This is a genomic window from Sandaracinaceae bacterium, assembly GCA_020633055.1.
In the GTDB taxonomy this organism is placed as follows: Bacteria; Myxococcota_A; Polyangia; order Polyangiales; family Houyiibacteriaceae; genus JADJJE01.
The window spans coordinates 90,181-114,261 of record JACKEJ010000009.1 but is presented as its reverse complement, the minus strand read 5'-3'; the positions used below and the strand labels follow the sequence as shown (position 1 = coordinate 114,261).

The 24,081-nt window shown below is 71.5% G+C and carries 22 protein-coding genes; 8 read left to right on the top strand and 14 right to left on the bottom strand.

Annotated elements, in window-relative coordinates:
• Window positions 1-41 precede the first annotated feature (41 nt).
• The 3 genes from H6726_20610 to H6726_20600 are packed head-to-tail and all read right to left on the bottom strand — an operon-like array spanning window position 42 to window position 3,672.
• On the bottom strand, window positions 42-1,568 hold the full coding sequence (locus tag H6726_20610) for a hypothetical protein (protein ID MCB9660064.1): 1,527 nt from the start codon (window positions 1,566-1,568) through the stop codon (window positions 42-44).
• Window positions 1,565-2,773, bottom strand: a complete 1,209-nt coding sequence (locus H6726_20605) for a chloride channel protein (protein ID MCB9660063.1) — start codon at window positions 2,771-2,773, stop codon at window positions 1,565-1,567. The genes H6726_20610 and H6726_20605 overlap by 4 nt, the downstream gene beginning before the upstream one ends.
• Window positions 2,770-3,672, bottom strand: a complete 903-nt coding sequence (locus tag H6726_20600; protein ID MCB9660062.1) for a bile acid:sodium symporter family protein — start codon at window positions 3,670-3,672, stop codon at window positions 2,770-2,772. Before H6726_20600 ends, H6726_20605 begins: the two co-directional genes overlap by 4 nt.
• A 105-nt stretch (window positions 3,673-3,777) precedes the next feature.
• Here H6726_20600 and H6726_20595 point away from each other — a divergent pair, with 105 nt between their 5' ends.
• Complete coding sequence (locus tag H6726_20595; GenBank protein ID MCB9660061.1) at window positions 3,778-4,803, top strand: FHA domain-containing protein; 1,026 nt, start codon at window positions 3,778-3,780, stop codon at window positions 4,801-4,803.
• Between the two features lie 75 nt (window positions 4,804-4,878).
• Here the strand turns inward: H6726_20595 and arsH are convergent, their stop codons facing one another.
• The 6 genes from arsH to H6726_20565 all read right to left on the bottom strand — a co-directional run bounded on the left by arsH (window position 4,879) and on the right by H6726_20565 (window position 9,462).
• Entirely contained in the window at window positions 4,879-5,574 is a 696-nt protein-coding gene (gene arsH, locus H6726_20590) for an arsenical resistance protein ArsH (GenBank protein MCB9660060.1), read from the bottom strand.
• A complete protein-coding gene (locus H6726_20585) occupies window positions 5,571-6,125 on the bottom strand; it encodes an arsenate reductase ArsC (GenBank protein MCB9660059.1) in 555 nt (184 codons plus the stop codon). Before H6726_20585 ends, arsH begins: the two co-directional genes overlap by 4 nt.
• The gene (gene arsB, locus H6726_20580; GenBank protein MCB9660058.1) at window positions 6,122-7,189 is read right to left on the bottom strand and encodes an ACR3 family arsenite efflux transporter; all 1,068 of its coding nucleotides are present in this window, start codon (window positions 7,187-7,189) and stop codon (window positions 6,122-6,124) included. The genes H6726_20585 and arsB overlap by 4 nt, the downstream gene beginning before the upstream one ends.
• A gap of 38 nt (window positions 7,190-7,227) precedes the next feature.
• Entirely contained in the window at window positions 7,228-7,587 is a 360-nt protein-coding gene (locus H6726_20575; protein MCB9660057.1) for a winged helix-turn-helix transcriptional regulator, read from the bottom strand.
• A 147-nt stretch (window positions 7,588-7,734) separates the two neighbouring features.
• On the bottom strand, window positions 7,735-8,820 hold the full coding sequence (locus H6726_20570; protein ID MCB9660056.1) for an SDR family oxidoreductase: 1,086 nt from the start codon (window positions 8,818-8,820) through the stop codon (window positions 7,735-7,737).
• A 75-nt stretch (window positions 8,821-8,895) separates the two neighbouring features.
• On the bottom strand, window positions 8,896-9,462 hold the full coding sequence (locus H6726_20565) for a TetR/AcrR family transcriptional regulator (GenBank protein ID MCB9660055.1): 567 nt from the start codon (window positions 9,460-9,462) through the stop codon (window positions 8,896-8,898).
• Between the two features lie 161 nt (window positions 9,463-9,623).
• On the opposite strand from H6726_20565, the gene H6726_20560 reads away from it, so the two are divergent.
• The 5 genes from H6726_20560 to H6726_20540 are packed head-to-tail and all read left to right on the top strand — an operon-like array spanning window position 9,624 to window position 14,244.
• Window positions 9,624-10,610: a hypothetical protein gene (locus H6726_20560; GenBank protein ID MCB9660054.1), complete on the top strand. Its 987-nt coding sequence runs from the start codon at window positions 9,624-9,626 to the stop codon at window positions 10,608-10,610.
• Window positions 10,610-11,866: a serine/threonine protein kinase gene (locus H6726_20555; GenBank protein ID MCB9660053.1), complete on the top strand. Its 1,257-nt coding sequence runs from the start codon at window positions 10,610-10,612 to the stop codon at window positions 11,864-11,866. Before H6726_20560 ends, H6726_20555 begins: the two co-directional genes overlap by 1 nt.
• 40 nt (window positions 11,867-11,906) lie before the next feature.
• Window positions 11,907-12,314 carry a hypothetical protein gene (locus tag H6726_20550; GenBank protein MCB9660052.1) on the top strand — a complete coding sequence of 136 codons (408 nt, stop codon included), beginning with the start codon at window positions 11,907-11,909 and terminating at the stop codon, window positions 12,312-12,314.
• On the top strand, window positions 12,314-13,342 hold the full coding sequence (locus tag H6726_20545) for a hypothetical protein (GenBank protein ID MCB9660051.1): 1,029 nt from the start codon (window positions 12,314-12,316) through the stop codon (window positions 13,340-13,342). The genes H6726_20550 and H6726_20545 overlap by 1 nt, the downstream gene beginning before the upstream one ends.
• Window positions 13,343-13,377: 35 nt before the next feature.
• Window positions 13,378-14,244 (top strand): tetratricopeptide repeat protein, encoded by an 867-nt coding sequence (locus tag H6726_20540; protein MCB9660050.1) that lies wholly within the window; start codon window positions 13,378-13,380, stop codon window positions 14,242-14,244.
• Window positions 14,245-14,310: 66 nt separating this feature from the next.
• Here the strand turns inward: H6726_20540 and H6726_20535 are convergent, their stop codons facing one another.
• From H6726_20535 to H6726_20515, 5 genes are read right to left on the bottom strand one after another with little or no spacing between them, the layout of a single operon-like run.
• Window positions 14,311-15,729, bottom strand: coding sequence for a PD40 domain-containing protein (locus tag H6726_20535; GenBank protein MCB9660049.1), 1,419 nt, complete (start codon window positions 15,727-15,729; stop codon window positions 14,311-14,313).
• Window positions 15,730-15,776: 47 nt separating this feature from the next.
• Window positions 15,777-16,658 (bottom strand): TonB family protein, encoded by an 882-nt coding sequence (locus tag H6726_20530; protein ID MCB9660048.1) that lies wholly within the window; start codon window positions 16,656-16,658, stop codon window positions 15,777-15,779.
• Window positions 16,655-17,080 carry a biopolymer transporter ExbD gene (locus tag H6726_20525; protein ID MCB9660047.1) on the bottom strand — a complete coding sequence of 142 codons (426 nt, stop codon included), beginning with the start codon at window positions 17,078-17,080 and terminating at the stop codon, window positions 16,655-16,657. Before H6726_20525 ends, H6726_20530 begins: the two co-directional genes overlap by 4 nt.
• A gap of 3 nt (window positions 17,081-17,083) precedes the next feature.
• Complete coding sequence (gene tolQ / locus H6726_20520) at window positions 17,084-17,803, bottom strand: protein TolQ (protein MCB9660046.1); 720 nt, start codon at window positions 17,801-17,803, stop codon at window positions 17,084-17,086.
• A gap of 36 nt (window positions 17,804-17,839) precedes the next feature.
• On the bottom strand, window positions 17,840-18,289 hold the full coding sequence (locus H6726_20515) for an OmpA family protein (protein MCB9660045.1): 450 nt from the start codon (window positions 18,287-18,289) through the stop codon (window positions 17,840-17,842).
• Window positions 18,290-18,566: 277 nt separating this feature from the next.
• Here H6726_20515 and H6726_20510 point away from each other — a divergent pair, with 277 nt between their 5' ends.
• Window positions 18,567-20,756, top strand: a complete 2,190-nt coding sequence (locus H6726_20510) for a beta-propeller domain-containing protein (protein ID MCB9660044.1) — start codon at window positions 18,567-18,569, stop codon at window positions 20,754-20,756.
• A 122-nt stretch (window positions 20,757-20,878) separates the two neighbouring features.
• Window positions 20,879-24,061 (top strand): VWA domain-containing protein, encoded by a 3,183-nt coding sequence (locus H6726_20505; protein ID MCB9660043.1) that lies wholly within the window; start codon window positions 20,879-20,881, stop codon window positions 24,059-24,061.
• Window positions 24,062-24,081 lie beyond the last annotated feature (20 nt).

Genomic DNA, 24,081 nt, shown 5'->3' with positions numbered 1-24,081 from the left:
CAGGCGCTGTACGTAGGGGACCTCGGCTGGAGGGCGTGATGTCAGGCCCCGACCAGCATGCCGAGCGCGACCATCCCGATGGCCACCGCGGCCGCACCTCCCACGAGGAGCACGGCACGCCCCAGGCGCCCTTCCCCGCCGAGCGGTGGATACGGAGGCGCGACCCCCAGCTCGGTCGCCGCGGCCTCCACGTCCGCGTCGAGCTGCGCCAGGCGACCGCGGTCGTGCAGCCAACGGCGCACGGCGCGGATGGGCACGAGCGGAGAGAGAAGCAAGAGCAGCACGAGGTAGCTGGCGCCGTTCGCGGCCAGGAAGTTCATGCTCGACCCGTCGAGGCGATAGGTGACCTCTTCCAGCTGCTCGTCGCTCATGGCGGCGATGCCGTTCGCGTCCGACGGACAAAAGTACTCGGCGCCGTTGCTGGAGTACTCGCCCGGCCCGGTCTGGTGCCACACCGTCACCACGCGCGCGGGCCCGTGGCAGCCCTCACAGACCTTTGCGCACAGCGCATAGCCGTACACACCGAGCAGCGGGTCGGCGTCGAACGTGCAGCGCGTGGCCGTGATGGGGATCATCAGCGCGGCGGCCATCACGGGCAGCATGGCGAGCGCGGGCCCCAGCGCCTGAAGCGGCGTCCGCACGAGACCCGCGCGCGAGTTGCTGATGCTCTCGAGGCGCGCCATCCCGCGACGCCGTGTGAGCCGCTTGGCCGACTCGGGCGCCAGCCGCTGCTTCTCGAGCGTCTTCACCACGCCCAGCGGCGAGAAGGTGTAGCCGATGTTGTCGAGCACCGCGTCCGCTTCGTTCTGCTGCCCGGTCAGCTCGAGGCCGTGCACGCGCAGCAAGATGGCGATGGGCTCCACCTCGGCGGCGAGCGGGATGTCCCCGGCGCGCGTCCCGACCTCGCGCAGCACGCCCGCGCCGTCGCGCTTGCGGGCACACAGCCGCGCGCGCGCCTCGCGCAGCGCGCTGTCCAGCTGCAGCACCTCGGGCGCGGGGTCGCACTCGTCGAGCCACCCTGCGGCCGACCCGAGGTCCCCCTGTTCGATGGCCGCGACGGCCAGGCGGCAACGCACCAGCTGCCGATGCCCCTCGTCCGGCAGCTCGTCCAGCGCGGTCTCCAGCACGGCGCGCGCCTCGAGGGGCTTGGCCCGCACCTGATAGCCCTCGGAGACGGCCAGCGCGAGCCAGCAACGGTCCCGCTGGGCCTCGGGGGAGCTGTGGTCCGCGCTGCCGCGCCCCTCCTGGAATGACCGCACGGCGCGCTCGAAGCCCTGCGGTGTGCCCAGCTCGTCCGCGCGGAAGCCTGTGGCCGGCCGCGTCAGGTCGTAGGCGTGCGCGCCGACGGGGTGCTCCTGCTGCGCCTTGAGACGCGACAGCCGCGCCACCTCGTCGGCCATGGAGCGCTTGGCGCCGGCCCCCGCCGCCACGGGGCGCGAGGCGAGCACCTGCGTCGTGCCGCAGTAGGCGCAGGTGACCTGCCCGCCACGCTCGCCCGTGGCGATGGGCGCGCCACAGCGGCTGCACTGCAGCGTACGGACGTGGACATCAAAGGCGGTGCTCTTCATGGGCGCTCCTCGGGCCAGCGTTGGTGAGCATAGATGCTGCGCCGGCCGGAGAGCAGAAAAGCCACGACGCACACCACGACCACGTGAGGCAGCACCGTGGCCCCCAGCAGCTCCACGGCCATGACCGAGAGCGCGAGCGGCGCGTTGGCGGACGCGGCGAACACGGCGGCGAGGCCCACGCCAGCGCCCAGCTCGATGGGCACGCCCAAGAAGCGCGCGAGCACGCTACCGAGCGCTGCGCCGACGAAGAACAGCGGCGTGACCTCACCGCCCAGGTACCCCGCCGCGAGGGTGACCGCCGTGAACACCAGCTTCAGGGCGAACACGTACACGGGCAGCTGCGGGTCCTCGAAGGCGCGCACGATGACCGGCACGCCGAGGCCCAGGTAGTCGCTGGTGCCCACCAGCTTCCACAGCAGCACCACCGCGACCCCGCCCACGAACATGCGCGCGGCGAGCGTCTTCACGTGCCGCTCCGTGTGCGTCTTCAAGAAGCGCATCAGCTCGATGAACGCCACCGTGGCACCCGCGGCAGCGACGCCGAACAGCACCCACTTCGCGAGCAGCAGCGGCGTGAGCACCACCTCGGGCGGCGACGGATAGTGCGTGTGCCCCACGCCCAGCGCGCGCGTGGTCATGTCGCCCACCAGCGACGCGAGCAGCGCTGGCACCAGGGCCGTGTAGCGCACGCGCCCGACCACCACGAACTCGAGCGCGAAGATGGCCCCCGCGATGGGTGTCCCGAAGACGGAGCCGAAGCCCCCCGCGGCGCCCGCGGCCAGCAGCTGCCCGCGCATGGCGGGGGATACGCGCGCGCGATGCGCTACCCAGTCCGCCAGGCTCGCGCCCATCTGCACGGCCGTGCCCTCGCGGCCGGCGCTGCCGCCGAAGAGGTGCGTGAGGACCGTGCCGATCAGCACCATGGGCGCCATGCGCACCGGGATCTCGGGGCCTCCGTCGCGCAGCCGATCGATCACCAGGTTGTTGCCGCCCTTGATGCTGCGACCCCAGCGCTCATAGACCCAGCCGATGGCGAAGCCCGCGACGGGGAGCGTGTAGACGATCAGCTCGTGACCCCCGCGGAAGTCCGTGACCAGCTCCAGCAGCCACAGGAACAACGCCGAGGCCGCACCCGCCAGCACGCCGATGATGGTGCCGAGCAGGACCCAGGAGCCGAAGACGGCCGCCCGCTCGCGCGGCGTCACGAGGCCGCCTCGTCGGGGGCGCTTGCATCTACGCCGGGGGCGGAGCGCTGCAGCGCGCGGCCCATGAGCACCACCACCGCGCCCGTGGGGTAGACCACCAGGGAATACAGGAACACCGGCGGCAAGAGCGCCAGGTCCCCGCCCATGAGCGACACCCCCAGCACGAACGCCAGCGTGCCGTTCTGGATGCCGACCTCGAGCGCGACGGTCAGCTGCTGCGGGACGGGCAGCGCGGCCGCCCGGGCAAGCCCCCAGCCGAGCGCCATGGACCCCAGGTTGAGCGTGAGCACCGCGGCCCCGGAGGAGACCATGGCCGCGCTCAGGCGTTCTCCGTGCCCACGCAGCGAGCCCACCACGATGAGCACCAGCAGCAGCGTGGCCAGCCCCTTGATGGGGCGCTCGAGGCGCCGCGCCCAGCGCTCACTGCGCGCACGCACCCCCATGCCCAGCGCCACCGGCAGGCCCATCACCAGGAAGATCTGCGCCATGGTCGCGCCGATGGGCATGGGTGGGATGGACCCATCCGCCGCGAACACGCGGATGCCGAGCGTCAGCAGCAGCGGGATGGTGACGATGGTGACGATGCCGCTGAGCGCGGTGAGCGTGACCGACAGCGCCGTGTCGGCCTTGGCGAAGCTGGCGTAGAGGTTGCTGTGGGCACCGCCAGGGCAGGCCGCGATCAGCACCAGCCCCAGCGCGAGCTGCGGCGGCAGCCCGAAGCCGAAGGCGCACGCAAACGCCAGCGCCGGCAGCAGCACGAGCTGGCCAACCAACCCGACCACGACAGCGCGTGGTCGCGAGCCGACGCGCAGGAAGTCGTCGGGGGTCAGGCCGAGGCCCATGGTGAGCATGATCGCTCCGACCGAGACCGTCAGAAACAGCTGCGCTTTCGCGTCCATCGCGGGGAGGGTGAGCCGTGGGTGGGACTCGGCGCAAGCCGCGCCTCCGTCGCGTGGCCCTTGCTGCCGGGTGGTGCGTTCCCCATCCTCTCAAATGGACGCGCCGTGAACGACGACCAACGCAACCGGGGGACACTGGTGGGCCCCGCCGACGAGCTGGTGATCCCACCGCGGCTCGCGGGTCGCCTCTACCCCGCCATCCGTTCGTTGGTGGAGGACACGCGGGCGCGAACGACGCCCCTGCAAGCAGGCTTCTGGGTCGTGGACGCCCAGGGGCGCGAGGTGCTCGGCTTCGTTTCGGTCGCGCCGCACGCGCACGCCGTCCTCGGTCGACACTCCGAGGTAGACCTGCGAGTGTCCGACGCGCGCACCACGGTGTCGCTGCGGCACGCGTTGCTGCGCGCGCATCGGACCGACGGAGACCTGGCGCTCACGCTGCTGGACCTGGAGTCCCCCACGGGCATCGTCCTGCACGACGGGCGCAGCGTGCGCGGCCTCTCGGCCAGCGGGCCCTTCGCGGCCCAGCTGGGTACCGCGTTGTTCTACTTCTTGCCCGACGAGCCAGGCCAGGCGCTGCCCGACGCGCTGCCCCCACCCGAGCTGGTCGGGGTCGAACCTCGAGCCGAAGCGCACAAGGCCCCACGCGGACACGGCCTGGTGCAGGCGCGACGTCCACGAGGGTCGCACCGCGGCGATGCGGTCAGCGTCATCTCCGAGCTCCCCGGTGTCCGCGCGCCTCGCGAGGGCTCCTTCTTGGGGAGCGCGCCGCCGGGGAGCAGCGTGTCGGTGGACCTGCCCGCAGCCGAGGGTGCGGGCGCGAGCGCCTTCGATGTGTCGCTCGACGGGGAGAGCCTCGGCGCGTTGGTGCTGACCCCCGCCCAGCTGCATGCTGGGGTGCTGCTGGGCCGCTACCCGCGCTGCTGGGACCTGGGCGACCGCCCCTTGCCGAACTCCGTGTCGCGGGTGCACACGCTGCTCGTCTACGACGGTGACGAGCTGCGGGCGCTGGACCTCGGGTCCACCAACGGCACGCTGGTCGACGGCGAGCGCGTGCGGTCGGTCGTCGTCCGCCCGAACCTCTCCATCAGCCTCGGAGACGACCTCTCGCTCTCGGCGCTGTTCGTCGGGTAGTCGACGACTGTCGCCGCTCACGAGCACGACGCTCGGAACGCTCGCGCCGCGTCGAGCGTTGTTCGCGCGGGCGGGCTACAGCGTCTCGGGCTTCAGCAGCTCGGCCTTGGCTGCGGCCTCCCGGCGCTCGCTGTAGCGGTCCACGAGGAACTCGCGGTGGTCGCGTGTGAGCAGCGTGAACTTGTAGAGCTCCTCCATCACGTCCACCACGCGGTCACGGTACGCGGAGTCCTTCATCCGGCCATCCTCGTGGAACTCGTCGTAGGCCTTGGCCACGGACGACTGGTTCGGGATGGTGATCATGCGCATCCAGCGCCCGAGCAGCCGCAGCGTGTTCACGGCGTTGAACGACTGCGAGCCGCCCGAGACCTGCATGACGGCGAGCGTGCGTCCCTGGGTGGGCCGGACCGCGCCGAGCGCGAGGGGGATCCAGTCGATCTGGTTCTTGAACACGCCGGTGATGGCGCCGTGCATCTCGGGCGAGCACCACACCTGGCCGTCGGACCACAGCGACAGCTCGCGCAGGCGCTGCACCTCGGGGTGCTCGTCCAGCCCGGGCGCCTTCACGGGCAGCTCGTGCGGGTGGAAGAAGCGCACGTCGCAGCCGAGGTCGGTGAGCACCCGCGCGGCCTCTTCGCTCAACAGCCTGCTGTAGGAGCGCTCCCGCAGGGAGCCGTACAGCATGAGGATGCGAGGGGGCTCGTGCCGTGGCTGCGCCTCGGGGAACACGGGGACCGCGAGGGGCGGCGGGGCGCCGTAGCGGACGCTCATGATGGCTCTTCTCCCACGGTAGACGCGGCCGGGTGCGACCGCTCGCTCGGGCTCGGTGCTCGTGGAGCGCTGGCGCTGTCCGCAGGGGGTGCGGCGCCCCGGTTCTCTCTCGGGGTGCGCTCATTGGCTCCGCGCGCATCACGCAGCGCGCGCAGTCGCTCCAGCAGCTCGTCCCGCGTGGTGCGAAAGTGCGCGAGGCGCTCGTCGTCGCTCAGGACCTCGTGCTTGCGGTCGGGATCGGTCAGCGGCCAGTGCAGGCGCGCTGCGCCGCCGAGGAACACGGGGCAGACCTCCTCTGCGCACAGCGTGATGACCAAGTCCACGCTGGCCGGGTCGATATCGTCCACGGACTTGGAGCGCTGCTGCGCGGTGTCGAGGCCGAGCTCCGCCAAGGCCTGCGTGGCGAAGGGGTTCACGCGCGTGGGCCGCGAGCCTGCCGACTGCACGCGCACGTCGGGGCCGAAGAGATCACGAGCCAGGGCCTCGGCCATCTGGGAGCGCGCCGAGTTGGCCACGCACAGGAAGAGCACGCTCTGGAACGCTGGGGTCATGGGGCCTCCGAGAGGGCGTGAGAGGACGCGCCGGCGCCCTGCGCGTCGACAGGGAACCAAGCGCGCGTACGGTTCGCGAAGGCCACCAGCGAGAGCATCACCGGGACCTCGATCAACACACCGACCACGGTGGCCAGCGCCGCGCCCGACGCGAGCCCGAACAGGCTGATGGCCACCGCCACCGCGAGCTCGAAGAAGTTGGACGTGCCGATCATGGCCGCGGGTGCCGCCACCGCGAACGGCAAACGCAAGAGCCGCGCGAGGCCGTAACCGATGGCGAAGATCCCGTAGCTCTGCACGACCAACGGCACGGCGATGAGCACGACGCGCGTGGGCTGCGCCACGATGGTCTCCGCCTGGAAGCCGAACAGCAGCACCACCGTCAGCAGCAGCCCGGCGATGGACGCCGGCTTGAGCCGCTCGGCCAGGCGCTCGACCGCTACGGCCCCGCCACGGGCGATGAGCCGTCGGGCCGTGAGCACCCCCGCCGCGAGGGGCACCACGACGAAGATCACGACCGACGCGATCAGCGTGTCCCACGGCACCACCACGTCGGTCACGCCCAAGAGGAAGCCCGCGAGGGGTGCGAAGGCGAAGACCATGATCAGGTCGTTCACCGACACCTGCACCAGCGTGTAGTTCGGATCCCCCGCCGTGAGGTGACTCCACACGAACACCATCGCCGTGCACGGCGCGACCCCCAACAGGATCATCCCTGCCACGTACTGTTGCGCGTCTTCCACGGGCACCAGGTCCGCGAACACGTGCTGGAAGAACAACACACCGAGGGCAGCCATGGTGAACGGCTTGATGAGCCAGTTGACCACCAGCGTCAGCAGCAGCCCACGCGGCCTGCGCCCCACGTCGCGCAGGCAGGACGGGTCCACCTTGAGCATCATGGGGAAGATCATCAGCCAGATGAGCGCGGCCACGACGAGGTTGACGCGGGCCCACGCGAGCGCCGCGACCGACGTGAACACGCCTGGCGCGATCAGGCCGAGGCCTACGCCGGCCGCGATGGCCAACGCGACCCAGAGGGAGAGGTAGCGTTCGAAGAGACCCATGGGTGTGTGCTCGATGCTCCGTGACGTCGGGCGCAGCGCTAGAGCGCACCCACCAAGGCCTTGAGGAGCGCGACCGCACCGGGCTCCACGCAGTAACAGACGCGGGGGCCCGACACCTCGCCCCGGATCAAGCCAGCCTCCTTGAGCTGCTTGAGGTGCTGGGAGACCGTCGACTGCGCGAGGGGCAGCGCATCCCCCAGCTCCCCCGCCACGCACGTGTCCCGACGCAGCAGCGTGCGCACGATGCTCACCCGCGCCGGGTGCCCGAGCGCCTTCGCGAGCCGTGCAAGCGCACGGTCGGCCTCACCGTCGTCCGCTGGCAGCGCGACGGGCGGCGCGGCCGGAGGACAACAGAGCTCGGGGTTCGGAGTGGGTGCCCGAGGGGCGCGCTGACGCATTTCGTCGAAATACGATACGACGTCGGGCGCGTCAAGGCCTCGGGTGTCGTGCACCGCGGGGCTGCCCACCGAGCCGTGCGCCGTCGTGCGTCCGGGACCCGACGTGAGCCGGGTGTCCCGCCGCCAAAGCGCGGCTGGCGCGCGGCTCTAGGCCGGCTGCGGCGACGCCCCAAAGTCGCTGCGCTGCAGGTAGGCCACCCAGCGCAGGTACGCGGCCTCGATGGCCGGGCGCGCGAGCCCCGTGCGTTGCTCGAACGCGGTGATGGGCTGAGCGTCGTAGCGATCGCTGCTCAGGAACGACAGCGCCTCACGATCCACCCCCGAGAGCCAACGTGGCAGCGCCCTCACCAAGCCCACGGGCACGTGGAAGCGAGGCGCGCGCACCCCGAGCGGTGCTGCCGCCAGGCCGATGAGCTGCGTCATCGAGGGCGACCCCTCGTCGAACACCAGGAGGTTCCGACCTTCGGACGGGGCGTCGCCAGGCACGCGCGCCAGACACGCGGCGAGGTGGTCGACCGGCACCAGCGGCAGCCACGTTTGCTCGTTGCCAGGCAGGGCGGGCAGGCGGCCGTCGCGCAGCTGCTTCAGCGTCTCCGCCAAGCCGATGAGCTGGGTGGTCTCACCGGTCGCGCTGTGTCCGATGACGACGGCGGGGCTGACGCGTGTGAGGGGCACACCGAGCTCGCGGGCGCGCTGCTCCACGCGTTGGTGGGCCTCCATCTTGGACGCCTCGTAGGCCCCGTGCGCCCGGTAGAACGCGCGGAGCGCGCGCTCGTCGGTGACGTCCAGGGCGCGCGCGGGCGTGCCCTCCGTGCGATAGCCGCTCAGGTGCACCATGCGACGCACGCGAGTCTCGGCGGGACGCGCGCCGAGCAGCTCGACCAAGCGCAGCGACGCCAGCACGTTGGCCTGCCGCGCCTCCTCCACGCTCAGCCCGAACTCGAAGCGCGCCGCCAGATGGTAGAGGGCGTGGACGCGCGCGAGCGCCGCCTCCCCCTCGTGGTCCAGACCAAGGTCTCGCGCGCCGAGGTCGAACTCGGCGCCGTGGATGAGCGCGCCACGTCCGCCGCGCGCGTCCACCCAGGCACGCAGCTCGGCGATGCGCTCCGTCGGGCGACGCACCAGGGCGCACACGGCGACGCCATGGCGGGTCAGCTCCACCAGCAGCCAGCGGCCGATGAAGCCCGTCGCCCCGGTCATAGCCACTTCTTGAATCTGTAGGTCGGTCGTCATATTTTTCTCCGTTGCCAAGGTTCCTCACGAGTCGAGACGCCATCAGCGCCCCTTCCGCTCCCACGGTGGGAGCACTCAGCGTCCGAGCAGGGCCGGCACGATGCTCGCCACGTCCCGCAGCGGGCCTGCGTCTCCGGCGGGGCGCGCGAGGACGAGGGCGCCCTCCACCGCACACAAGAGCGCCCGCGCGCGTCGGCGTGCTTCTTCCTCGGGCATGCCGTCCTCGACCAGCGCCTCCCAGAGCACCGCGGCCCAACGGGAGAACGCGCCCTGGGTGGCCTTCTGCAGCGTGGCAGAGCGCTCGGCCATCTCGAGCGCCACCACGCTCACGGGGCAGCCCACCCCTTCCCCGGACTCGACCAGCTGGGCCAAGTGCGCGAGGACCAGACCCACCGCGCTGACCACGTCCCCGGCGCCCTCGAGCGCGGCCTCCAGCTGGGTCGCGAACAGCTCGGCGTGGCGCTCCACCACGGCCGCGGCGAGCTCCTCCTTGCCGCCGGGGAAGTGGAAGTAGAGGGAGCCGCGGGGCGCGTCCCCCTCTTCGAGGATCTGCTTCAGCCCCGTCGCGGCGTAGCCCTGCGCCATGAACAGGTGGGTGGCGGACTCCACCATGCGCTCTCGGGTCGCGTCGCCTTTGCTCATGACCTGGATCATGTGCGCCGCACGGAATATGTCAACCAGCATATTTTGATCCCCGTGGCGAGTGGGGCGGGGCCAGGAACTCGGTCCGCACGGGGGGGCGTGGCAAGCTGTGTCCAAATGGCGCATGATGTGCGTCTGGTGCCGTCGGAGTTTTCTATCTAATGGGCAGTTTCAACGTGCGGGTCGCCGGCCCGCGGCGGTTTTTGGTCGGTCTCCTGTGCGGTTGCGGCCTCACGTTGATGGCCGGCACCGGGCTGGCCCAGGACGTGGCTGCGGCGGCGCAAGCGTACGAAGCGGGGCAGCGCGCCCAGCTCGCGGGCAATCATGGCGAGGCTGCGCGCCTGTTCGAGATGGCCTTCGACGCGGCGCCCAGCCCACAAGCGCTGCGCAGCGCCATCCGCAATCGCCGCTTGGCGGGCGACGACGCACGCGCCGCCACGCTCGCGCTCGAAGCCATCCTCACCTACCCGGGCGATCGCGACACGCGCAACCTCTCGCAGGAGGTGCTCGACGCGACGCAGCCACAGCTGACGCAGCTGGAGGTGGCCTGTGGTCAGCCGTGCGTCGTGCTCATCGATGGCGCGGTCGAGTCCCCGCGTGAGCGCGCCACGTGGCGCCTGTTCGTGCGGCCGGGCGCCCACGCCGTGAGCGCCCGCTACACCACCGGGCGGGCGCCAGAGCAGCAGATCAGCGCCGAGGCGGGGACCAGCCAGTCGCTGACGTTCGAGGCCCCCGCGCCCGCGCCCGAGCCGCCGCAGCCCGAGCCCCGCAGCGAGCCGCTCGACTCCCCGGTGGAGCCGCCGCCGGCCGAGCCGCAGGGGCGGGACGGTCTCGCGCCGGCCGTGTTCTGGTCGAGCGCCGCGGTCACCGCCGCGCTGGCGGGCGTCACCGCGTGGTCCGTGGCGGACACCTTCGCGGCCAACCGCGACTACGAGGACAACCCCACGCGCGAGGGTTACCTGGACGGGCAGGATCGCCGGCGCCGCATGTTCGCGCTGGTGGGCGTGACGGGCGCGTTGGCCGTCACCACCGTGGTGCTCGGCGCGCTGACCGACTTCGGCGGCGCGGACGACGACGACGACCGCGCGCGCGCGAGCGTGTGGGCCTCTCCGGACGGAGCCGGGGTCGTCGTGCAAGGAGGCTTCTGATGGCTGCTCCCCAACCGAACGGCATCTCCACGCGGCGCATGCTGGACCAGTACGAGGTCGTGGCGGAGATCGCGAGCGGCGGCATGGGCACGGTGTACCTGGCTCGCCTGGCGCGCGCGGGCGGCTTCCAGCGCATGGTCGCCATCAAGCTGCTGCACCGGCACCTGGCCGAAGAGAAGCACTTCGTCTCCATGCTGCTCGACGAGGCTCGCCTCGCCGCGCGCCTGCATCACCCCAACGCGGTCGGCATCCTCGACGTGCGGGAGTCCGAGCTCGGCTACTACTTGGTGATGGACTACGTCGATGGCTTCGCCATGGACGACGTGCTCGACCGCGCGCGCTCACACGAGGAGCGCATGCGCCTCGGCATCCGCATCCTGCTCGACGCCACCACCGGGCTCGACGCCGCCCACCGCTTGATGGACGACGACGGGCGCCCGCTCGAGATCGTGCACCGCGACGTCTCGCCCCAGAACGTGCTCGTCGGGCGCGACGGCGTCGGCCGCATCACGGACTTCGGCGTGGCCCGCGCGGCCGAGCGCATCACCTCGTCGCGTCCGGGCACCATCAAGGGCAAGCCCTGCTACATGGCGCCCGAGCAGGCCGAGTGCCGCGAGCTGGACGCGCGAGCGGACCTCTTCGCGCTCGGCATCGTGCTGTGGGAGACCCTCACCGGGCAGCTGCTCTTCGAGTCGGAGGAGGGCACGATGAGCATCCTCCTGGCGGTGCTGCAGCGGCCCATCCCCGTTCCGTCGCAGGTGTGCCCCGAGGTGCCCTTGGCGCTCGAGCGTGTGTGCATGAAGGCCCTCGAGCGGAACGTCGCGGCGCGCTACCAGAGCGGCCGCGAGTTCATCGACGCGCTGACGGAAGCCGCAGCGCAGTCCGGAATGCTGGTGGGTTCACACGCCGTCGCGGATGGCATCCGCGACATCTTCTCGGCCGACCTCGACGCGCGGCAGGCCGCCGTGCGTGCGCACGTGAGCGCCATCGAGAAGCTGCCCATCAGCGATGACCCTCGGCGACCTGCACAAGGTGCCACGCCTGGGGTCCATGCCCGAGGCCTCGGCGCTCTACTCGGGCGTGCGCAACTCACACGCGGGCTCCGACGAGTGGTTCGAGCAGGGCGGCAGCGTGCCCCCGCCGGGTCGCGTCGATCCCACCTCGAGGACCATCGCGCTCCAGTCCCACGTGGATCGGCCCACGGCGCCGTCAGCCCGTCCGTCCAGCGCGAACACAGCGCCCAGCGCCCGACCTAGCGCGAGCACCCGCTCGTGGGTCCTGGCCATCGTCGGTCTGGTGGTGGGGCTGCTCATCGCGGTGGGTGGGTTCTTGGCGTTCCGCGCCAGTCAGGCGGACGTGACCGCGCCTACCGTGACGCCAGGCGCACCGCCTGCGCCCCCAGCGGTGGCGGCCTCGCCCGAGCCGAGCCCTGCCCCGACAGCCGCGGAGGCAGCGCCTGCCCCCGAGGTCGCCGAGCCGGCCGCCGCACCCACCGACGCTGTGGCGGAGACCGGGACGGACACCGCGGCGCCCAGCGACGAACCGGCGGAAGCCAGCATGGCTCCGAGCGAGAGCTCCCACCGCTCGCGCAGCAGCTCGCGCCCCCGCACGGAAGCGACCATGGCCGCGCCGAGCGAGCCGGCGCCGATGGTCGACATGAGCCCGCCCACCCCGACGCTCGAGAGCAACCCCTACACCCGCTGATGCCTGCACTCCGCATCCTCCGCCCGTCCTCCCGGCTCACGCTGGCGCTCTGTGTCCTCGCGCTCGCGGGCTGCAACCTCTTCGACCAGGACCTGTACCTGAACGCCGACGCGGCCGTGGCCGGGCTCGCGTTGTCGGACACGTGCGGGGCCAGCGCGCCCATGGTCAGCGCCAACATGTCCTACGTGGTGGACACCACGCGCATGGAGGACGACCTCGACAGCGCGCTCGCGGGCTGCACGGGGCAGCCCCTGCCCGGCAACGACGGCTTCTTCGGAGTCGAGATGGTGGCGGGCGAGAAGTGGCACTTCCACGTGCGCAACGGCAGCGGCGCGGGCGTGAACCCCGCCATCTACATCCTGAACAACGTGTGCGACGACCGCGGGTGTCAGCCGGGCGACGCGATCGACGCGTGCATCGAGGACCGCGACGAGCACCTCAGCTTCGTGGCGGACCGCACGGGCACGTTCTACGTCGGCCTGGACGCGCGCACCGCGGGCGGCGGCGTGTTCTCCGTGGAGGTGTGGAAGCCCGAGTGTGGCAACGGCACGCTCGAGCACTCCGAGGGCTGTGACGACCCGCTGGACGCCACGTGTGACGCCGACTGTCGCCGCGTGCTGACCACCGGCGCGCAGGAGATCGAGCCCAACGACGACTTCACGGCCTCGAACGTCACGCAGCTCGGCGCGGGCTCGTTCGAGGTGCGCGGCACGGTCGTGGACCTGTGTGACCTCGACATGTTTCGTGTCGAGGTGCCCGCGGGGGGGACGCTCACGGCGACCCTCTTGGACCGCAACGGCGCCGTGTGCGTGGACCCGGTGGTCCCCCTCACGCTCGAGCTGCTGGACGACAGCGGCGTGCAAGCGGTGGGCACCGGCACCACGGGTGGACCAGGGGGCGCATGCCCCGCCATCTCGGGTCAGCCGTTCGCCACGGGCCTCGCGGCGGGCGTGTACTTCTTGCGCGTGACCACCTCGGCCACGAGCGCCCTGTTCAACTACCGCCTGCAGATCACCATCAGCGAGTAGCGCGCGCGCCCGTGGGGGGACACGATAGGCGCGTCATGTCCGTTCTCCTCTCAGAGTCCGCGCGGCGTGGGGCGCCCTTTCTGGTCGGCCCGCTCGCGCTGCTGTTCGTCTCCATGTCGCTGCAGGGCTGCCTGTGGACCAAGCGCAGCGAGACGCGCGCCATGCAAGACCGCCTGGGGGAGCTCGAGGCGCGCGTGCAAGCGCAGTCCGAGGAGCTCGCGCGCCTGCTCGAGGTGGCGAACGTGACGCTGCTGCGCAACAGCGCGGACCAGGGCCTGCTGCTGCAGCAGCTGCAAGATCAGCTGGGCGCGCTCGAGGGGCAGATCGCGGAGACGCGCCAGCTGGCCGAGACCATGCAGCGCGACGAGGTCGACCAGCGCCGAGAGATCGCGGAGCAGCGCGAGCAGATGGACGAACAGCACCGCCAGATCGAGCGGCGCCTGGACCAGATCGCGCGCGCCGCGGGCATGGACGTGGTGCTGCAGTCGAGCGAGATCCCGCGCGACCGCAACGCGCACTTCGAGGCGGGCGCCCAGGCGCTGCGCGTGGGGTCGCACTCGTACGCGCGCGCGCTCTTCCGTGAGTTCGTGGTGCGCTACCCAGAGGACCCGCGCGCCGACGACGCCCAGTACGGCATCGGCTCCAGCTACCTGCAGCAGCGGCAGCCCGCCGCGGCGCTGGGCGAGTTCCGCCGCATCCTCTCCACCTACCGCGACGGCGACGTGGTGGACAAGACGCTCATGGACATGGCCGAGGCCTTCGTCCAGGTGCGCGCCTGCGCCGACGCCCGCACCGCCCTCGAGACGTTGATCCAGGCCTACTCGAGCTCGCCGCTGGTGGCCCGCGCGCGCACTCGGTTGCGCGAGGTCACGCGTCTGCCAGCGCGGTCCTGCGAGCCGTAGAGCCTCCAGCGCCACGTTCGGCTGGTCGACAGCATGCGTGTGCCCACGCCTTGTGCCCCTGCCCGCTCAGGGGGCTGGCGGGGTCGCGTCCGTGGCGTCCGCAGTGGGCTCGCTTGGCTCGGTGGGCAGCACGTCGAGCACCGGGTCACTCACGCTCATGTTCTCGTAGGGACCATCCCACTGGCGCCAGCGGACGGTCTCGGCGTCGCCCTGCACCACCCGGTTCTGGTTGAAGCCCTGCGTGCTGGACAGGTAGATGCCCGGCGCGCCGCGGCGGTCGGACGCGAACGCCACCAAGCGGCAGTCGGGTGAGAACGCGGGGTCCTTGTTGTCCCCCTGCCCCTGGGTGAGGCGCACGTAGTCCTGGGTCACCGTGTTGACCATGAAGATGTCGTAGTTGCCGTCGCGGCCCGTGAAGGCGATCCACGGGCGCGCCGGGTCCTGGCACCAGGTGGGGGTCTGGTTGTGGTTGCCGCGGAAGGTCACGCGCCGCACGTCCGAGCCGTCCCGGTTCATGGTGAACACTTGCGGCGTGCGGTGGCGGCTCGACACGAACGCGAGCTTGCCGTTGGGGCCGCAGCTGGGGCTGAGGTCCATGGCCGGGTGGTTGGTGAGCCGCTGCAGATCGCCGCCGTCGAGGTCGGTGCTGTAGATCTCGGAGTTTCCGTCGCGCGACGACGTGAAGTAGATGCGCCCGTCGCAGATGGCCGGCGCCATGTTGATGCCGTCGCCGTCGACGATGCGCGCGTCCCGTGCCCGCCCGTGCGTGATGAACATGCCGCGCGTGGTCATACGCGTGAAGTAGATGCGCCGGTTGCCGAAGGTCGGGAGCAGGGAGATGCCCTCCACACTCGACACGCGGTGCTCGCCGTAGCCGTCCATCTGGGCGCGGAAAACGTCCTTGCGACCGGGGCCGATGCGCCGGGCGTACGCGATCTCCGTGCCGAAGGAGCCCGGCATGCCCGTCAGGACGCGCAGCACCTCGTTGGCGAAGTCGTGCGCCCAAGCGCGGCTGCGCGTGGCGAGCCCGCGGTAGGTGCGGGTGAAGGCCGGCTCGGCGGCGCGCGCCACGCGGTAGAAGCGCAGCTCCACCTCGAGGCCGCCTTCGACGGCGCGCACTTCGCCCTTGATGACACCGTGGGCGCCGAGACCGGCCCAGGCACCAGAGCGCACCGCGAGCCCCTCGGCGACGAGATCATGGTGCACGGAGCGCGGGTCGATCACGCGGTAGCCCGGCATGAGCTGGAAGTCGTTGCGCATGACCTCGCCCATCGTGCTGGACTCGCCCAACAGGTCCGGAATACCGATGCGGTAGACGTGGTCCTCGGCGGCGTCGACCTCGATGACCGCCACCGACGTGGGCAGCGCGGGACCGTCCCCGTCCGTTTGGGAGCGAGAAGGCTGTGGGGAAAGGCCCACGGCGAGCACCGTGAGCACCGCCGTGACGATGAGCCAGGAGTGAGCGCGGGAGGTGGATGGGGTCATGACGATCTCGCAGCGGAAGAGGCGCGCCGGTGACGGGGACCGGACGCTCAGCGGGGAGGGACGAAGCGGAACGGGATGTTGTGCCCGAGGTAGTCGTCCGCGACCTCCGGGGGAGGCGGCGGCAGCGCGGCGCCAACGGCCTGGTTCAGACGTTGACGGACGGAGCTGTCGAACACGTCGTTGCCGCTGCCGCGCGTGATGCTGAACCCACCGACGCGCCCGTCCGCGGTGATCTCGATGGACACGGAGCACGCCAGGCCCCGCAGCTCGGACGCCGGGATGCTGGTGGGCACCTGCCAGCCGCGCCGGAAGAACGAGTAGAGGCGCCCGCTGTAGATGTTCCCGGTCTCGCGCGTCTCGGTGCCCTCGGCGATTCCCTCCGCGTCACCCTCACGGAAGCGCGGCTGGGCCAGCTCGGCCGTGGCCTCCGCGCTGTCCCCCAGGCGGTCGAGCGCGGCCTGACGGGCGTCCACCGTCTGCTGATGCGCGGTGGACGTGTTGGCGTGGTGCGGAGCGCGCGTGCCCGTCGGGTCCGGGGGCAGCGGGTTCTCGGGGGTGGCCGTCGCATCCACAGGCGCCTCGCCCTCGCCTGGCAGCGGTGACACGACGGGCTGAACCGCGGTGGCGGCGCTGGGGATGTAGTGGCTGGGCAGGCGACGCGGGTCGCGCTCGGAGCCCAAGCGCACGAAGCGCGCCTCGACGATCTCGAGCGGCGGGAGCTCTTCTTCCTCCGGGGCGACGACCTCTTCGGCCCCGAGCGCGTCACGCGCGGCGTCGACCGCGGCCGAGGTGCCCCACACGGTCGCCGGCAGCACCACCAACGCACAGAACACCGCCACCAGACCGCCCACCACTTCTTCGCGGGACTGGCCGCGCGGCTCGAACATGGAGCGCGTGTACCAGTCCTGCTGCGTGGCGTCGGCGCTCACTCCGCGTCGCGCTCCAGCGGGTCGGTCACCAGGCCCATCTTGTTGATGCCCGCGCGGCGCACCACGGCCAACACGCGCACCACGGCGCCATAGGGCACCTCTTCGTCCGCCTGGATGTAGACCTCGTCACGCGCGCGCAGGGTCTCGTCCGTCGTGAGCCGCGCCTCGAGCTGCTCGAGGGTGATGGGCTCCCCCATGAACATCAGCGACCCGTCGCGCTGGACCGCGACGATGGGCTGCTCCTCGTCGATGTCCATGCGCGGGGCGTCCGCGTTGGGCAGGTCGACCGACACGCCCGTGGTCATCATGGGCGCGGCGACCATGAAGATGATCAACAGCACGAGCATGACGTCCACGAAGGGCGTCACGTTGATCTCGCTGAGCGGGCTCCCGCGACCCCCGGGTCCGGCAGAGAAACCCATGACCTAGTCCGCCAAGAGGTTGCGTCGGATGATGTTGAGGTAGTCGCTCGCGAACGCGTCGACCTCGCTCTCGATGACCCGGATGCGGCGCACGAAGTAGTTGTAGGCGAGCACGGCCGGGATGGCCGCCACCAGGCCGATGGCCGTCGCGATGAGGGCCTCGGCGATGCCTGGGGCGACCGCGTCCAGCGTGGCGCTGCGCTCTCCGTGCAGGTGGATGAAGGCGTTCATGATGCCCCACACCGTGCCGAACAGGCCGATGAAGGGGGCCGTGGAGCCCGTGCTGGCCAGGATGGAGAGCAGGTCCTCGAGGCGGGTGAGCTCCGCCGTCTGGGTGCGCCGCAGCGCGCGCTCGAGGTTGTCCACGTCACGCGCGTCGGGAGCGCCGGTACGGGCGATGCGCCCCAGCTCGGTGTAGCCGGCCCCGAAGACGGCCGCGATGGGTGACCCCGAGCAGGCCGAGGCCTGCACGCTGAGGTCGTTCATGGTGGCCTCGTCCCAGTGGCCGGTCTGCTCTTCCGTCCAGAAGCTGCGCAGGAAGCGCTGGCTCTGCGCGCGCACCTTGCGCAGCCGGACCAGCTTGGCTCCGATGATGTACCAGCAGACGAGCGCCATGAGCACCAGCACCATCAGCACGACCTTGACCACCGGGGTGGCGTCCAAGATGAGCTGCCAAGGGTCGAGCCCCGGGCGCGTGGCGGCTTGCAGGAGAACAGGGTTCATGCGCTTCGTCTGCCGGGAACGAGGGACGGGGAGGGATTACTCCGCGCTGACGGCGCGGTCCTGGGCCCAGCCGGCCTCGTCGGAGCCCTGCGCCATCTCCTCACCCACGGAGGAGACGCCGATGCGGCCGCCGTCGATGCCGAGCGACACCAGGTACGCGCGCACGGCCTGCGCGCGGCGGTCGCCGAGCGCGATGTTGTACTCCTCGGTGCCACGCGGGTCGGTCGCGCCGGTGAGGTGCAGGCGGGCGGGCAGGCCCTGGGTGCGGTAGCACTCGACGGCCTCCTGGATGGCGGCGCGCGAGGCGGCATCCAGCTCGTCGGCGTCGTAGCCGAAGTACACGCGCGCCAGCGAGCAGGCGCCCGAGCCGGGGTTCTCGGGGGTCAGGGTGACGTCACGACGCGCGTTGGGGTCACCCTCGTTCTCGGACCCGGACGTGGCCTCTTCTTCTTCGGGGGTCTGCGAACGGCAAGCGGGCGCACCCACGGCGAGGAGAAGGAGAAGGGCAACGAGAGAGGACAGGTGATGACGTGACATGGTGGATGAAACCTCCGTGAAGCCGCAGGTATTCGACTACGGCCAGGCGAAGTCAACGGCGCTCGAGATGATTCTATTTCACTGGCACGTGGCCCCCCCGAGGGCACTGACGCGCGCAACCGGGAGGAGCCTAGCGCGCCGAGGCCGTATACGCGAGGAATACGGTTTGGATGTCCCCTCGTACGGATGTACGAGCGCGCGCGTGTGCGCGAGCGACAATGACGACATGACACACATCGCGTACCCCTCTGCGCCCAGCTCGCGTCCCCGCAGGACGGGTCGGGCCGTGACCACCGTCGTGGCGCTGCTGTTGTCGGCGTGCGCCTCGGGCACCACCTCGGCACCCACGCCGGCCGAGTCCGGGCTGCAGCGCATGACGAGCTGCGCCGACCTCGAGCAGCAGCTGCGAGCGGACGCCGAGTCCAAAGTGCGCGCCGAGGCGGAGCGCATGCTGGCCGACTACGCCAACTATCGCGACGGGGTGTACGTCGCCTTTCCGACACGCGACGTGGACTTCAGCGGCGGGCCCTTGCCCGTTGCCGATGGCGGAAGCCCACCCACCGGTGGGCCCGAACACTACACCGAGACCAACACCCAGGTGGCAGGCGTGGACGAGCCCGACTTCGTGAAGACGGACGGTGGGCGCATCTTCCTGCTGCACGGGCAGTCCGTGTTCGCGCTGCGCTCTTGGCCCGCCGACGCCACCGCCGAGACGGGGCGGGCCAACGTGGAGGGCTCCCCGCTGTCCATGTTCTTGCGCGGTGACACCCTGGTGGTGTTCTCGAGCGTCCAGTTCGCGGACCCCGACGGGAGCACGCCGCCGATCGCGTTCCTGCCTTTCCCCGCCGACGCCTGGGGCCCCTACTACCCCTACGCCTACCGCGAGTTCACGAAGATCAGTCTGTATGACGTGAGCGGCGACCTGCCACGGCTGGAGGGCGAACGCTATGTGGAGGGCAGCTATCGCGCGGCGCGACGGCACGACGACGTCGTTCGGGTGGTGATGCGCTCCGACACCTGGCAACCCCAGTGGGGCGGAGCCCGCCCGCAATACTGGAACGACCGTGGCGACATGGTCGGCGAGGGCACGTTCCGGCGGCACGTGGCCGCGTGGCTCGACGAGCGCCTCGACGAGGTACGCACCCAGGACCTGGACGGATTCCTCCCAGAGGAGTGGGTGCGGGCAGGTGGCGAGCTGGTCGCGGTGCCCCCGCGCTGCACGGACTTCTACGCCGCGGCGCCCGGTCAGACCGACTACGGCATGACGCAGGTGCTGGCGCTGACCCTCGACGACGCGGGCACGAGCGGCGACGTGGACCTGACGCGCAGCGCGTTCGTACTCGGCGACAGCTCGGTGGTGTACGCCAACCACGAGGCGCTGGTGATCGCCCAGTCGGACTGGGCCTGGAACGGCTGGTCCCCCTGGGGCGGGGCGGTGTCCACGCGCCTGCACCGCTTCGACCTCGACGACGCCAGCACCACCTACCGCGCGTCCGGTCGCGTGGCGGGCCAGATCAACAACCAGTTCTCGCTGGACGAGCAAGACGGCGTGCTGCGCGTAGCGGTCACGGAAGACCGCTGGATCGACGCGAACGGCCAGCCCGTCGTCATCGAGGACGGCGACCCCTGGCGCGAAGGTCGGTCGGTGCAACCCGTCAGCCGCGTGCTCACACTCGACGACGTCGCGGGCAAGCTGACCGAGCTGGACCGCAGCGCGGACCTCGCCCCAGGTGAGCGGCTCTTCTCGACCCGCTTCGTGGGGGACACGGCCTACGTCGTGACCTTCCGCCAGGTGGACCCGCTGTTCGTGGTGGACCTGAGCGACCCGAGCGACATCGTCGTGCGCGGGGAGGTCGAGATCCCTGGCTTCAGCACGTACATGCATCCGCTCGACGAGACGCACCTGCTCACCATCGGCCGCAACATCGACCCGGCGACGCAGCAGGACCTGGGCATGCAGCTGCAGATCTTCGACGTCAGCGCGCCCGACGCGCCAGTGCGTACGCACGCCTACACGGTGATGGGCTACAGCCAGGCGCAGTACGATCACCTGGCCTTCAACTACGACGCGCGCCTCGGGCTGCTGGCCATCCCGCTCGAGACTTACGGCGAGACCTTCGAGTCCACCCTGTCGTTGTTCTCGGTGTCGCTCGTGGACGGCATCGCGCCAGCCGGGACCATCGCGCACACGGCCCTGTTCGACGGCTGTCTGGGGCCCGACGGCTACTACGGCTGCAGCTACACCGCGAGCGTGCGGCGCGGGCTGTTCATCGAGGACTTCGTGTACACCATCAGCCTCGGCGGCGTGACGGCGCACGCGCTGGACGACCTGAACACCTCGCTGGCCACGGTCCCGCTGCCCGAGCCCGAGTGGTACCAGGGCTACTACGGCCCAGCCGTCGACTTCGCGTTCTGACCCACCCCACCCACACGGAACGCGTCAGGCCCCGCGCTCGGTTCGTCCGAGGCGGGGCCTTCTCTTTTCGGATGGCGGTGTAAGTGCCGCGTGGGTTCCGGCGTTGACGTGGCGGAGGTCCCGTGAAGCGCCTGCGTCTACCCACTCTCTTCTTGTTGCTCGCCGCCTGTGGCACGAGCGCCCACCAGCAGTCCCACGTGGTCCGGACGTCCGAGGGTGCGCCACCCCAGGAGGCGGAGCTCGCCGGCATGGAAGCGGACGGCATGCCCTACCCCGAGTCAGCCTCTGGGGAGTACGCCACCGAGATGGACGCGGTCTATGAAGAGCGCGCAGCCCCGTCCGCCCCATCCCTGGCGGCGGGGTCGACTGGACGTGAGGGCGAGCGCGGCGGAGAAGTCGGTGGCCCCCAGACCTGGAGGCGCACCAGCAACGCCGCGCGGTTCGCGACGGTGGCGCTGGGCGGCGGGCAGACGTTGGAGCTGCGCGACGTGCGCGTGCGCGTCCACGTCGAGGGCTTCCGCGCACGGACGGTGGTGGACCACGTCTTCTACAACCCTCACGAGCGCACGCTGGAGGGCACGTTCCGCTACGCGCTGCCCCCCGAGGCGAGCGTCTCCAGCTACGCCATGTACCTCGGTCAGGGCACGCAGCAGCCGGAGTTCTTCGGGCCCGCCAACGGCGAGGAGGCCCTGCGGCGCCGCGAGGAGGCGATGCAAGGGGGCAGCGTGCAAGCCGTGATCGACGGCGTCGACCCCGGTGCGTGGGGCGAGCTGCGCGTCGGGCGTCTGGTGCGCGCCGAGCACGGTCGCGAGGTGTACGAGAACGTGACCCGCAGGCGCGTGGACCCGGCGCTCGTGGAGGAGGTGGCGCCGAACACCTTCGAGGCGCGCGTCTTCCCGATCCAGGCGCACGGCTACCACCGCGTCATCGTCAGCTACGAACAGACGCTGCCGCGCGTCGGGGAAGAGCTGGAGTACAGCTTCCCGGTGCCGGAGGGCGCGCTCTCCTCCTTGGACTTCGCGCTGTTCGCGAACGCCGCGACGGTCGGAGGCCTGCGCTACACGGGCGACTACCGCGGACAGGCGCTCACGCGCGCGGGCTTCCATGGCTACGGGCTGCGCGTGACGGGCAACACCCAGGCGGGACGCGCCTCGTTCCGTCTGCCGGTGCGGCCGGCCGCGGCCGGCGTCGAAGCCGTGGCGGGAGGCGACCCAGGGGCCAACGAGCGGCACGTCGCGCTGCGGCTGGTGGGCGACGAGACCCTCGCGGGACAGGGCGCGAGCGCGGGTGCTTCGAGCGCGGTGTTCCTACTGGACACCTCGCTCTCCGAGCACCCCGAGCGCTTCGCGATCGACGTCGCGCTGCTGCGCGAGATCCTCGAGCGCAGCAGCGCCATCGAGCGCTTCAACGTGGTGACGTTCGACGCCGGTGCGCGCTGGCTGTCACAGAGCTGGCTCACCAACGACGCAGCCGGACGCACACAGTTGCTGGGGCGCTTGGAGCAGGTGCTGCTCGAGGGCGCGACGGACCTCGGCGCGGCGCTGGACGCGCTGTACGCCCCGCCCATGGCGGACGTGGGCCAGCGCCAGGCGGACGTGTTCCTGCTGAGCGACGGGCAGATCACGTGGGGTGAGCGCGACATCCCGACGCTGCTCCGCGGACGCGGCGGGGCCTGGGCCAGCACGCGCGTGTTCGCGTACCGCACCGGCCTCGGTGCGGAGAACACGGACCTCCTGCGCCGCGTGGCGACGGCGGGCGTGTTCAACTGCCTGTCCGTGACGAGCGTCCCGGCCTGCGCCGTGGCGCACCAGCGGCCCAGCCTGCAGGTGGAGCAGGTGCTGGTGGAGGGCCGGGGAAATGGCGGCGCGCAGGTGAGCGACGTGCTGGTCGCGGGCGGCGCGTCGAGCTTCGCGGTGGGGACCGAGCTGCTGGTGGTGGGTCGCCTGCTGCGCGCGGGCCCCGCGCGGGTGCGCCTGGTGGGGCGCGTGGGGCAGCAGCCCGTGACCTGGACCCGCGACGTGGAGCTCGCGGCCACGGGCGAGCTGGCGTCGCGCGCTTGGGCCGAGGTAGCGGTGGCGCACCTGCTCGCGAACCCCGGCGACGAACACGAGCGCCTCGCGGTCGCGATCGGCCAGCGCTACAAGGTCCCGTCGCGCGTGGCCTCGTTCCTGGTGCTCGAGACCGACGCCGAGTACGAGCAGTACGCGCTGCGCGACGAGCCCCTCGCGCGCGCCCTCGGGCAGCTGGCGGCGGTGGTGCGCGAGGGGACCCGGCAGGCAGCGCCCCGCACCGCCTGGGCGCGTCTCGAGCGCGTGCTCGACGTGGCGCGCGCCCACCACCGCCTGCACGAGCTCGACGAGGGGCGCGTGCTGCAGCAGCTGAGCGCGATGGTGTCGCAGAGCCCGCGGGACTTCCTGGGCGGCCGCGTGAGCGTGCCCCTGCTGACGCGCGACGACGCGGGCCGCGCGTACCGCGACGGCATGTCGCACGACCCCGAGTCGGTGGAGCACTTCCGCGTCGAAGCCCAGCGCCGGTTCGAGCACGAGCAGCTGGGCGCGGCGCTCCGAGCGCTCTCGAGCGGCGTCGAGAACGCCCCCGCGTCGGCCGAGGTGGCGCGCTCGCTGGCCTACACACTGCTCAGCTGGGGAGCGGACGCCGAGGCGGCCGAGCTGCTGTTCGGAGTGCTCGAGCAGCGCCCCTACGAGCCGCAGAGCTACCGCGACCTGGCGGGTGCGCTGTGGTTGTCCCGCCCCAGCATCACGGCGCTGCTGTTCGAGGCCGCGCTGGCCGGGCAGTGGGACGGCCGCTTCCGGGGCGTGATGACCGTGGTGCAGGAGGAGTACGCCCTCTTCGCCCACGCGCTGATCCAAGCGCAGCCCGAGAGCCCGCTGGCCCGCTGGCTGCGCGACCGGCAGCAAGCGCTGTCGCTGCGTGTCCCCGAGGGCGACCTGCGCGTGACCATGACCTGGAACACCGACAACACGGACATCGACCTGTGGGTGACCGACCCGTCGGGCGAGCGCTGCTACTACGGCCACCGCGACACGGCGGCGGGCGGCCACCTGCTGGACGACGTGACGCAGGGCTTCGGTCCCGAGCGTTTCCAGCTGGAGCGCGCACCGCACGGCGAGTACCACGTGCAGGCGCACTACTACGGCAACAACGGGAACCGCCTGGTGGCGGACACGTACGTGACGCTGACCGTCGCCCAGCACGTAGGGACACGTCGGCAACGCATCACGCGGCACGTGGTGCGCCTCGAGCACGCCGGCGACCAAGTGAGCGTGGCGCGCATTCAGCTCTAACCAGCGCGCTCCTCGCCGGG